Raw genomic sequence first — 11,613 nt, 5'->3', positions numbered from 1 at the left:
ATAAACCTGTTTTCCTAAATCTAGAAATGCTTCTATTTGTAGTATATCAAATCTAAAAACCTAATTAATTCTCTACTCAAAGAATTAATTAAATAAACAAGCAACTATGAATAGAACTCCAAAGATTCTTATAATTTCTTGTACCTTTTTTTTCGCATTTACAAACAACGCCGAAGGTCAATTCTGGAAAAAAATAAAGAAAAAAGCTGAAGAAGTAGTTTCTAAAAAAACAGACGAGAAGATTGATGAAGTTTTAAGCAAAAAAGAGGAAGAAAAAAAGAAAGAAGACCAAGACACTTCTAAAAATAAAAGCCCTAAGAGCCCTAAAGAAAATTCAAGCGAAACAAAGATTGAAGACAAGAACGCTACTGAAGTATATAGAAATTTTAAATTTATTCCTGGTGAAAAAATAATTTTTCTTGACAATCAAAAATATGAGGAAGTTGGTGAATTTCCTTCCAAGTGGGATTTACTAAGAGGTGGTGTTGAAATTGCAAAATTAGGTAACGACAAAGTAATTTACGCTACAAGTGAGGATTACAACAGAATTACTCCTCTTTTTGATTCTCCCAATTATCTATCAGATGAGTTCACCATAGAATTTGATATTTACGTAAATTCTTATCCTAAATATGGTCCTAGCACTGATTATAATATATCTTTTAGAAAAGAGAGTTTTTATATTGGTATTAGCGATATAAAAATTAATGCAGGAAAAGATGGTATTTCAGGAACTGTAAAAGATAATAATAAAGATTTTGACTTTGAAACTGTTCCTGTTGGGGAAAATAATAGTTGGCATCGTATATCTATTTCATATTACAAGGGTAAAATGAAAATCTATTACGATGGTCATCGAATATCTAATCTTCCAAACTATAAATTACCTATTGAAAAGTTTGCAATTCAAATGAATTCTTATGAAAAAGATCATAAAGTTGCTATAAAAAATATTCGTATTGCACATGGTGGTGGTCAAATGTATAAGCAAATTATTTCTAAAGGCAAATACGTTACTAATGGAATTTTATTTGATTCTGGTAAAGCTGTTATTAAACCTCAATCTATGGGAATTATCAATAAGATAGTTGCTATTATGCAAGAGCAATCAGATTGGAATTTTGAAATAATAGGACACACAGATTCTGATGGTGACGAAAAAAGCAATTTAGAGCTTTCTTTTAAAAGAGCTCAGGCTGTAAAAGATTTAATCATAGAAAAAGGAATATCAAAAGATCGTTTAAGCATCTCTGGTAAAGGTGAATCAGAACCTTTAAATAAAAACACCACCGAACTAGAAAAAACAACCAACAGAAGAGTAGAATTTATAAAAAAATAGCACATGAAAAATCTATCAAATGTAGCCATAGCTATAATCATACTAATTTGCAGCGCATCATGTTCAAATAGTAACGAAACAAGCAATAACAATGACTTTAAAAATGATAACTGCAATAAAAAATGGACAGAAGAAGTTATAAATGCCGCTATAGAGGCTTGCATAGAAACAGATAATTCTTTAGAAAATTGTACTTGCGCTGTAGAAACTACCGCTAAAGAGCTTACAATTTGTGAAACAGAAACTACAGAAGGCTTAGCAAAACAATTGGAAATTTCTCTTGCTTGTGGAATTCAGCCACAGGTAGAATAACTCAAGATTCTATTGATACACAAAACTCCTTCTTTATTGATATAGTTTCTTTTTTATAAATACATCGATTTTTTTACATTTGCTAATCGTAATTTTTAAGAAATGGGAAGAGCATTTGAATTTAGAAAAGCAAGAAAGATGAAACGTTGGTCTGCTATGGCTAAAACCTTTACCAGAATTGGTAAAGAAATAGTTATGGCTGTAAAAGAAGGCGGACCAAATCCTGAAACAAATTCTCGTTTAAGGGTTGTTATACAAAATGCTAAGGCAGCAAACATGCCAAAGGACAATGTTGCACGTGCAATTAAAAAAGCATCTGATAAAGATACAGCAAACTATAAAGAAGTTTTATTTGAAGGATATGCTCCTCATGGAATTGCTGTTGTAGTAGAAACGGCTACAAATAACAACAACAGAACCGTAGCAAACGTTAGAGCTGCCTTTAACAAATGTAATGGTAACTTAGGAACTTCAGGATCGGTAGTTTTTATGTTTGATCATGTAGTAAACTTCAAGGTTAATGAAGAGTCTTTAGGAATGGATTTAGAGGAGTTTGAAATGGAAATGATTGATTTTGAAGTGGAAGAAGTTTTTACTGACGAAGAAGATAACACGATTATGTTGTACGCTCCGTTTGAAAAATTTGGTGCTATTCAAGGATATTTAGAAGAAAATAATATTGAAATTATTTCTTCAGAATTTGAGAGAATTCCTACTACAACGACAAAACTTGAACCAGAACAACAAGAGGAAGTAGAAAAGCTTTTAGAACGTTTAGAAGAAGATGATGATGTAAATCAGGTCTACCACTCGATGGAGATGTAATTAAAGAAAATATATATTTTCAAGACAAACCCGCTAGTTAACTAGCGGGTTTATTTATTTACAATCGTTTATTTTTGTTTGTATTTGGCTAAATCGTGAACAAATAAAGAACAAATAAAGAACAAATAAAGAACAAATAGAGAACAAATGGTTTTAGCCTTCAGCTTAATATATACGTTTTTTATTAATCAAATAATCCGCGAGCAGTTAGCACTCCTTTTTTCTTTTTGTTAAATAAATTTTCAATGCTTTCTCCATGTAATCCTTTCCAAGTTCCTTTTTTTGTCTTTTCTACTACGTCATATTGATATTTCTGATGATAGAAATAACCTTTTTCTTTATTCAAGGAAATGTACAGAATCACGTTTTCATAATTTTCAAATCCTGGACGTCCATAATGGTCATAAGCAACAAATTCAATCGTGTCTGTTTTCAAGTCGTTAAATATATTTCTCACAACTTTATATTTATTCCTGAATCCGTTATCCATCATGTAACTCATTCTCCGAATTGTATCTCCAGTTATTGAGTCGATTTTAATTCGAGTGTTGTTTTCATTTGGGTCAAATTCAATTACAGCTATTTTTTCTCCGATAAAAGCATAAAGATTTATAGAGTCATTTTCGATTTTAAATTCCGATTGCTGTCCGATTTCTGATGATTTACAACTAATCAGAAATATCAAAATCCCTAAAATTTGTAGGATACGATTCATTTCATCAAATGTTTTAGAACAGTCTCGGCTATGATTCCGTTGTGGAAAAAAATTCGCAGGATTTTCCGAAGTAGGAATCAAGCCAAGTAAAAGTATGGAAACTTGTTGGTTTAGTCTAAAACCCACAATGGATTATAACCATTGGTACTCACAGTTATTTTTCCATTACCCAATTAATAATCTTATTTAGCGGTTCTTTATCCATTTCATAAAGTGACGAGCCAATTTTACCATTTCTATCAGTTAAATAATGATTTAGACCATCAAACTCCACTATTTCAATAGTTGGATTTTTAAAAGATTTTAATAAATCGACTTCTTGCTTGTGATTGATGATTTTATCTTTTGTTCCTGTAAGATATAGAGTTTCTATAGAAAGACTCTTTACCCTATCTTCTAAATTAGTTCTTGCCATTTCTACTAAAAAAGTGTCATCTAACAATACGATAAATCTCTTTTTAAACCCTTTTTCTTTAATATATTCTTTTACTTCTTTTTTAGTAGAATTAGGTGTGCTTTTACTTATTACGTCGATATATCCTTTCAAAAATGACGTGATTTCTGTTTTGGTTTTTCCCTTTCGCATTGCTTCTGGGATACTATTTTCATAATTATTTTCAAATTGGTTAACTAGAAAAGCTCCATTTTTTACAATTGGTGTTTCAATTAAAACAACAAAATCTAAATCATTATTAATAACCTTTAGAGTCGCAATTCCACCAAGGCTATGTCCTATTATTCCAAGTTTTTTATTGTGAAATTGTTTTTGTAATTTCTTTATTGCGTAGCTTAAATCCATTGACAAGTCACCCGCTAACTCAGTATAATCACCTTGAGATTTCCCAACTCCACGTTCGTCAAATCTATAAACAGCAATATTATTTTTTAAAAGCTCTTCTGCTAATACAAAATGAGAGTGTCTTGTATCTCGACCACTTCCAGGTACTATAATTACTATTTTTTCAAAAACAGTTTTTGGTGTTATTAAGGTTCCTGAAAGTTTTATGTTTTTATTTGTGTTTTCAAAGTCAATTTCTTTAAAATCGTAGAGTTCTTTATTATCAATTTCTCTTTCATAATTAAAAATATCCTGACAATAAACGACTGAAAAACAGCATAAAAAAATAAGCGAAAAAGTTTTTTTCATAATTATGAGTAACATAGTATAACCTAAACAACAACTCCATTACTCAAGGTAAGTTACCAGATACTAGGAACAATGTTTTTTTTAAATTATATTTCGTGATATGACTCAAATATATTGATAAATCTATAGCTCTTGGTTCTTAATAAATGCTGTTTAACATTTAATTAATTTTTTTGATGAGTTCTTCTTTTATTGATTGAGGCATTTTCCAACTATACTTATCTAACAAATCTTTATATATCGATTTCCAAAAATTATCATCTTTGATATCGTTCGATTTATTTTTCTCTCTTAAATACTTCCCTATTTCATACACTTGGTGAAAAGAATTATAAGCGTTTTCAGAACGTGAAAAAGCAGTAATTGCGTCTTCTATATTCTTATCAAGCACTGCCATAAACCCTTCAAGTTCATTTTTTAAAGCAAGTTCATAATTAGTGTCTTTATTGTTCTGTATTATTGGCGAAGTTAATCCTGTATTTTGAATTTTATTCTTAACTGATAATGCATTCTCTAACGCTGCTTTTCCTTCAATAGTTGATGCATCTATCTTATTTATAATTGAATCTTGTTTCGCTAATTCAATTTTGTATTGTTTGTCTAAAATTTTATAATAATTTTCCCAACCTTCTTTTAATTTGGAACTTACAGTTACATTAGAAAAAAATTCTGCTAAAAGCCTTCTTTCAGCTAACCCATCTACTTTGGTTACCAATTCTACATAAGTGTTATACACTTTTATTTCTTCCACACCTTGTTTTCTCTCATTAAGTACCCAAGTGAAAAAGAAAGTTAACAACCCAATAACAACTGTGTTGATGAACCATTTTAGCAAATCAATTCGATTTGTATTTTCTTTTATATCCATAATTTCAAATTAATGATGTAATATATTAGTTAGCGATACCTACTAGTAAGTATTTTCAATTGTCTATTCGGTTTTTTAAATTATTGGCAACGCTCTAGCATAAGAATAGTAGCGGATTTTCACACACTTACTTTTCGGCTAAACACAGATCTTTATTAAAATTACTTTATTTTGTTAAGTGATTAAACCGCTATTTTTATTTAGGTTAGTGGGCATCGTTATTATTCCGAACGGTTATTCCATTAAAGAAATATTCTAATATATATATATCAAAATTATCCATTTCTTCAATTGTTGAAATTCGTTTAAAACCAATTTCATTTAGATTTGCTAAAACATCGTGTAATTTTAGTTCTTTGCTATGAAAATCAATAAGACCTTCATTATGTATTTTTCTTGAAATCATTCTTGGTAAACCAAATTCCTCAAGTTGATAAACAACTGTTGGCAAAAATGCACTTGATGCTAAAGAAACAAAGCGTGAAATGTCATAGTTTTTATCCTTTAGTATCTCTTTTTGTAATACATTGACATCACTCAACAATGAGGTTAATTTAAAAGTAACTTTTCTTTCAAGTTTAAAAAAATCATCAATACCTATCTCGTAAGGTTCTAATTCTTTTAAAAGTTTTGGTATAGGTTTAAACCAATTATATTTTAAAATCTTGACAAACTCTACGAACTGAGTATAACTTGCCTCCCAACCACCTGGTTGTAAACGAATTATTTTATATAGCATCCTCCCCCAGTTTTGAGTATTCATTGAATTTAAATAACCTAATCCATTCCAACTATTTGGGTCGCTTTTCATTTCATAAGCGATTTTCTTAATTAATTCTGCATCACTTATTTGGAAAATGTTTTGAGCCTGCAACCGTTCAAACTCTTCTTCTCCTAAGATAGAAGCCATTTCTTCTTTATACATTATAATTTTGGCTACTTGCTCACTTGTTAACTCTTTTGCAAACTTCTTTTCATCTAAATCGCCAAGTATTTCTTCTGGAAATGGTATATCTAATTGAGTTTGTTCTTCTTTAGGTGGTACATCTAAAATATAAATTTTTCCAATGAAATGTTTAAACATTCGACCACTACGACCCATAATATTTTTGTAGGTAAAGTCGTTTAGCCTTGCTTTTCCTTTTCCACTTCTATTTGCCCAAATAATTACATTTTCAGCAGAAGTATTTACGCCTTCTATTATAGAGGAAGTAGATATAACATTATTTAAACCTTCAGGTTCTTCAAATAGTTTGACTTGAATTTGACTTAAAGAACGATGAAGCCTACCATTATGAATTCCAGTCCCTCGCTTTATTAATTTAGTAAGGCTCCAATTGAACGAATAGTTTTTACTTAACCAAGATGAAAATCTATTAAGTAATTCCCGTTCTTGTTCAACGTAACTTCCTATCAATAATGTTGAAAGGCTTTCTATATTTTTATAAGTCCCAGCATAAATAAGAGATTTAGTCTGTGTCTCTTTCAGAATACCAAGTAATTTTAAGCTTTTTAATTCTTCATCATTCTTGAGTTCTTCGTGAAAATCATGTTTTTCAAGAAAAACAGTATTGAAATCTAGCGGGAAGAATTCCATTCCTTTTGTGAAAGGATTTTCTTCTAAATGACTAATATTTGGCGCTAGAAAATAACGTTGTTTAGCAATTTTACCGAGCTTTAGTATAGCTTTTACAAGAGTAGGCGAGCGATCAGCGTCAAATTTTGAACTAGCTTTATAGAATTCATCAATGATGAGAATATCCAATTGTTCAATTTTACCAACATAATTAATCGCACGCTCTTGTGGGAAGATAAAAATGTTTTTGTCTGCAAGCTCAACTTCGGTAGTTGTGATTATTTTATATTCGTGAGCAAATTTTTTATAAAGCCTTCTTCTTGTTTCATCTGTTAGCGCTATAGTTGGAACTATAATAACAACGTTTTTTGGTTTTTTGATTGAAATGTAAGCATCAATAACGAAACTTTTCCCAAAACTTGTAGGTGCACTAACAGCAATATTTCTTCCCTCAATTAATTTGCTTAAAAGACTTGATTGTTCTCTATGTAGAGTTGGTATTTCTGTATCCCCAGTATCTACTTTAAATACTTCGTAGACAAATCTATCTTGCCAACTCGCATTATCGTAATCTATATATGGGTACAAGCCAGTTTCTTTAATCAAATGATTTACTAGTTCTGAATATTGAATAGCATTTTGTTGGTGATAATCTAAAAGTTTGATTAGTTCATCTCTAGCTATTGACTCTTCATTATTAATTAAATAATTATTTATTTTATGGCAGGTTTCGAAAATATCCATATTGTAAACTAATCTTGATTTTTATAATGTTGTACATTCTGGATGAATTTATCAACGATAGGCTTTTTCTCTGGAACAGGGAATAGTATCAAATGAAAATGTATTTCTGAATATTTAAATATTGACTTACTACATTTTTTCACTTGCTTTTTAAAATATGATTCTGCTCTTTCCTTGTGATAGTTAATGATTTCACTTTTGTAATCCTCAGTCAATGAGTTATTTTTTGCAGTTATCTGACATTCATAAAGCATAAGGATAGGTATATGTAACTTTGGCTTTAATACATCAATCGAAGTTTTAGGAGAAAGAAGTTTTTTTATTTCTTCCAATAAGTCCTTTTCTTCCTCTAGAAAATCATTCAAATCTGAAACATTTGTAACGATGCTATTTTCTTTTTGAAGTTTATCAGATAATAATGAATTTTCAACAGAGTTGACTATACTGTAAAGTCTATCGTCTTCTATACTATTGTAAAATTTGGCTTCACCAAACCAAATTGTAAATGTTTTATCATCATTAATTACTATGTGCACGCTATCTGCACCTTTAGCATTATCTTGTACATTTTGTTTGTAAAAAATTTTAGGCACAACTGGTAAAGCTTTGTAGTGATGTTTCATAAAACCGTACAAAATAATTTCTGCTAGCTCGCTTCCTTGTCCGTCTTGACTTTTTGAGAGGTCTGTTAATCTTAATTTTTTTGCTGCTTCAGTAAGAGTAGAATGCGATTTATCAATTAAAGCCATTCTATCTTGATAAGAGAGGGCTGTTTCTGCGATGTTATCCCATATAAACTCTTGGAACTTTCGGAATCGCCATTTTCCATCTGCAAAGTCATTTATGAGGCTCAATACTTTTTTGTTCTCAATATGTTCAATTTCTTTTTCGGACTTTAAATTACTAAATGAATCATCAATTAGAATTTCAAAATCTATGCTTGGTTCAGTTAATTTCATTTGATGTTCGATTTTTCTTTTAATGATGCTCGACATATTATAACATTATCAAATAACTCATTATCCAATATAATTTACCAGATAACAGCAACAATGTTATTATTTTTAAGAAGTGATCTTTAGTGAAATCTTTTCGGGGTATGTCTCAAATATATTTAAAAAAGTTTTACATACAAACTAAAAATCACATTATCCAAATAGAAAATTAGGATAATGTGATCTTCTTTTTAAATATTACTCATTTTTCTAATCACAATAATGCTTATTCAAAACGTAAAACAAAAAAGCACCAATTATGGTGCTTTTCTTTTTTAATTAATATTATTATAAGCTTTAACTAATCGTATAAACTCACTTCTATAGCCATCTTTATCTATTCCTTTTCCATTTTTTGCTAGTCTTATTACATCATCTAAATTAGCTTCATTTTTAAATTTAGATTTTCTTAAATACATTCCAAACAAAGCTTACTCTGAAACATAAAACCACTAGAAGCACAAAGTATTGATTTAGAGAGTTTTAAAACAAGGCTAAAACCTCTCTTAAATTTATTATTTAGAATTATTATAAATAATTTGCTCATATTAAAAGACAACTATATTTTTGCTTGAAATTATTATTTATATCAAGTCTAAATAAACATAATGAAAAAATTATTACTGATACTACCTTTATTACTACTAACTAATGTAGTGATATCACAAACTAGAACAGTTAGTGGAACTGTAAAAAACTACAATAAACAACCTCTTTTTGGTGTAACCGTTTCCCTAAAAAACACAACTAAAGGAACACTTACTAACGAAGATGGAAACTTTATCTTATCAAATCTAGAAAACGATAACTACACACTCTTAATTTCCTATTTGGGTTTCAAAACAAGAGAAATTAATGTATCAATTTCTAACAATCAAGACATAAAATTAGAAACTATAACACTTTACGAAGGAAATGAAATTTTAAGTGAAATTGTTATTGAAGGAGAGCGTCTTAATAAATTTTCTAGAAAGAAAACTGCTTATGTTGCTAAACTTCCATTAAAAGATATTGAAAACACACAGGTTTATAGCACGGTAACCAATGAAATATTAAAATCACAAATAGTTACAAATTTTGATGATGCTCTTAAAAATGCTACTGGTGTTGAACAACTTTGGACTTCTACGGGTCGTGGAGGTGACGGTGCTGGTTATTATTCACTTCGTGGCTTTTCTGTTCAGCCTCAACTAGTAAACGGATTACCTGGTTTAACAAACGGAACGATAAACCCAGCAAATATCGAACGTATTGAAGTTTTAAAAGGACCTTCGGCTACTTTATTTGGAAATGCTGTAAGTTCTTATGGTGGACTTATAAATGTGGTTACAAAAAAACCATATGTAGGAACTGGAGGAGAACTATCTTTCACTTCAGGAAGCTATGGACTAAATCAAATTGTAGGAGATTATAACACTGCCTTAAGTAAAGAAGATAATTTATATTTCAGATTAAATACTGCTTACACAACCGAACAAAGTTTTCAAGATGCTGGATTTAGAAAATCATTTTTTGTAGCCCCATCCTTGTCATATAAAGTTAGTAATAGACTCTCTTTTTCTTTTTACGGAGAAATTACCCAGGCAGAACAAACAAATCCTACCTTTTTATTTCTAAATAGGAGTTCTCCAACGGTCGCATCAAATCTAGATGAGCTTGGCTATAATAATCGCTTATCTTTTACCAGCAATGATTTAAGCCTACATAATCCTACTCAGAATTATAGAATTGAGATGGATTATAAATTATCAAATACCTGGCAATCTCAAACTTTACTTTCAAAAAGCTCTACATCAACAAAAGGGTATTATTCGTACCTATTTGATTACGGAATTTTGGGAGGTAATACCTATTCTCGTTTTATTAATAAACAAAATGCTAATACGCAAACTACAGACATTCAACAAAACTTTATTGGTGATTTCAAAATCGCTTCTCTACGAAATAGAATAGTTGTAGGTATAGATTACTTTAATGAAACTCAAACAAACAATAGTACTGGATATGCATTTTATGGAAACATAACCCCTAACGGTGACTCTAATGGAGATAATCCATTTACACCAGAGGTAGAAAATGATACATATCCGCTTTCAACTTCTGGAGTTGATGCAGTATTAGCTTCTCAAGGTGTAAGTAATATAAAATCCAGATATCATATTTACAGCATATATGCATCTGATGTGTTAAACTTAACCGATAACTTTTCAGCAATGATAGGCTTAAGATTAGATCACTTTGATAATGAAGGTGATTTAGCAAGCATTGATGATGATTTTACCCAAACAACTTTATCTCCAAAGTTTGGACTACTATACCAACCAATTAAAGAAAAACTCTCAGTTTTTGGAAATTATCAAAACGGATTTACAAACGTAGCTCCACAGTTAGTTGGGAATCCAAATGAAGGCCCGCAAACATTAAAAACCTTTGATCCTGAGCAAGCAAATCAGTTTGAGTTTGGTATTAAAACAAACCTTTTTAACAACCGATTAAATGCTACTATTAATTATTATGACATTAAAGTAAAAGATAGAGTTATTACAGATCCATCCTCTCCTTTTAATAAAATTCAAGGTGGTGAAGTTGTTAGTAAAGGTTTAGAAATTGAAATCAATGCTAACCCAATTAAAGGCTTGAATATTAGAGCTGGTTTTAGTAACAACTATAGCGAAACAACTAAAACAGATAATACAGAAATTTTAAATAAAAGACCACTTGAAGCTGGTCCAGAAACACTTTATAACTTTTGGGCTAACTATGAGTTTCAGGAAAACACTTTAGAGGGTTTTGGAATAGGATTTGGGTTTAACGGAGCAAGTGAACGTTTTGCTATTAATTACGAATCTACTGGAGAGTTTATGTTACCAAGTTATACTATTGCAAACACAACTATTTTTTATCAAGGAGAAAAATACAGAATAGGGTTAAAATTAAATAACGCTTTTAATAAAGAGTATTATAAAGGTTGGTCCACAATAAATCCACAACAGCCTAGAACATTATTAGCAAACATTTCATATCAATTTTAATTAGTTAACTAAAAAGAGTAAACGCTATAAAAGGCTTTACTCTTTTTTAATTTTTAAATA

General features: G+C 29.9%; 10 protein-coding genes. 4 read left to right on the top strand and 6 right to left on the bottom strand.

Annotated features, from left to right (window positions below):
- Window positions 1–106: 106 nt before the first annotated feature.
- The 3 genes from EV195_RS05545 (at window position 107) to EV195_RS05535 (ending at window position 2,476) form a co-directional block, all read left to right on the top strand.
- Window positions 107–1,339, top strand: coding sequence for an OmpA family protein (locus EV195_RS05545; protein ID WP_132793790.1), 1,233 nt, complete (start codon window positions 107–109; stop codon window positions 1,337–1,339).
- Between the two features lie 3 nt (window positions 1,340–1,342).
- Complete coding sequence (locus EV195_RS05540) at window positions 1,343–1,651, top strand: hypothetical protein (RefSeq protein ID WP_132793788.1); 309 nt, start codon at window positions 1,343–1,345, stop codon at window positions 1,649–1,651.
- Window positions 1,652–1,753: 102 nt separating this feature from the next.
- Window positions 1,754–2,476, top strand: coding sequence for a YebC/PmpR family DNA-binding transcriptional regulator (locus EV195_RS05535; protein ID WP_132793786.1), 723 nt, complete (start codon window positions 1,754–1,756; stop codon window positions 2,474–2,476).
- A 184-nt stretch (window positions 2,477–2,660) separates the two neighbouring features.
- On the opposite strand, the gene EV195_RS05530 is transcribed toward EV195_RS05535, so the two are convergent.
- The 6 genes from EV195_RS05530 to EV195_RS05505 all read right to left on the bottom strand — a co-directional run bounded on the left by EV195_RS05530 (window position 2,661) and on the right by EV195_RS05505 (window position 8,940).
- A complete protein-coding gene (locus tag EV195_RS05530; RefSeq protein WP_132793784.1) occupies window positions 2,661–3,191 on the bottom strand; it encodes a hypothetical protein in 531 nt (176 codons plus the stop codon).
- A 154-nt stretch (window positions 3,192–3,345) separates the two neighbouring features.
- Complete coding sequence (locus EV195_RS05525) at window positions 3,346–4,338, bottom strand: alpha/beta fold hydrolase (RefSeq protein WP_165915688.1); 993 nt, start codon at window positions 4,336–4,338, stop codon at window positions 3,346–3,348.
- 160 nt (window positions 4,339–4,498) lie between these two features.
- Window positions 4,499–5,206 carry a hypothetical protein gene (locus tag EV195_RS05520; protein WP_132793780.1) on the bottom strand — a complete coding sequence of 236 codons (708 nt, stop codon included), beginning with the start codon at window positions 5,204–5,206 and terminating at the stop codon, window positions 4,499–4,501.
- Window positions 5,207–5,411: 205 nt separating this feature from the next.
- Window positions 5,412–7,526 carry a DEAD/DEAH box helicase gene (locus tag EV195_RS05515; RefSeq protein ID WP_132793778.1) on the bottom strand — a complete coding sequence of 705 codons (2,115 nt, stop codon included), beginning with the start codon at window positions 7,524–7,526 and terminating at the stop codon, window positions 5,412–5,414.
- Window positions 7,527–7,534: 8 nt separating this feature from the next.
- Complete coding sequence (locus EV195_RS05510) at window positions 7,535–8,485, bottom strand: HamA C-terminal domain-containing protein (protein WP_132793776.1); 951 nt, start codon at window positions 8,483–8,485, stop codon at window positions 7,535–7,537.
- Window positions 8,486–8,796: 311 nt separating this feature from the next.
- A complete protein-coding gene (locus EV195_RS05505; protein WP_132793774.1) occupies window positions 8,797–8,940 on the bottom strand; it encodes a YfbK domain-containing protein in 144 nt (47 codons plus the stop codon).
- Between the two features lie 189 nt (window positions 8,941–9,129).
- On the opposite strand from EV195_RS05505, the gene EV195_RS05500 reads away from it, so the two are divergent.
- Window positions 9,130–11,553: a TonB-dependent receptor gene (locus EV195_RS05500; protein ID WP_132793772.1), complete on the top strand. Its 2,424-nt coding sequence runs from the start codon at window positions 9,130–9,132 to the stop codon at window positions 11,551–11,553.
- The last annotated feature ends 60 nt before the right edge of the window (window positions 11,554–11,613 follow it).

It is taken from the genome of Tenacibaculum skagerrakense (assembly GCF_004345825.1).
In the GTDB taxonomy this organism is placed as follows: Bacteria; Bacteroidota; Bacteroidia; order Flavobacteriales; family Flavobacteriaceae; genus Polaribacter; species Polaribacter skagerrakensis.
The sequence above is the reverse complement of the archived record's forward strand: the minus strand, read 5'-3'. Positions and strand labels throughout refer to the sequence as shown.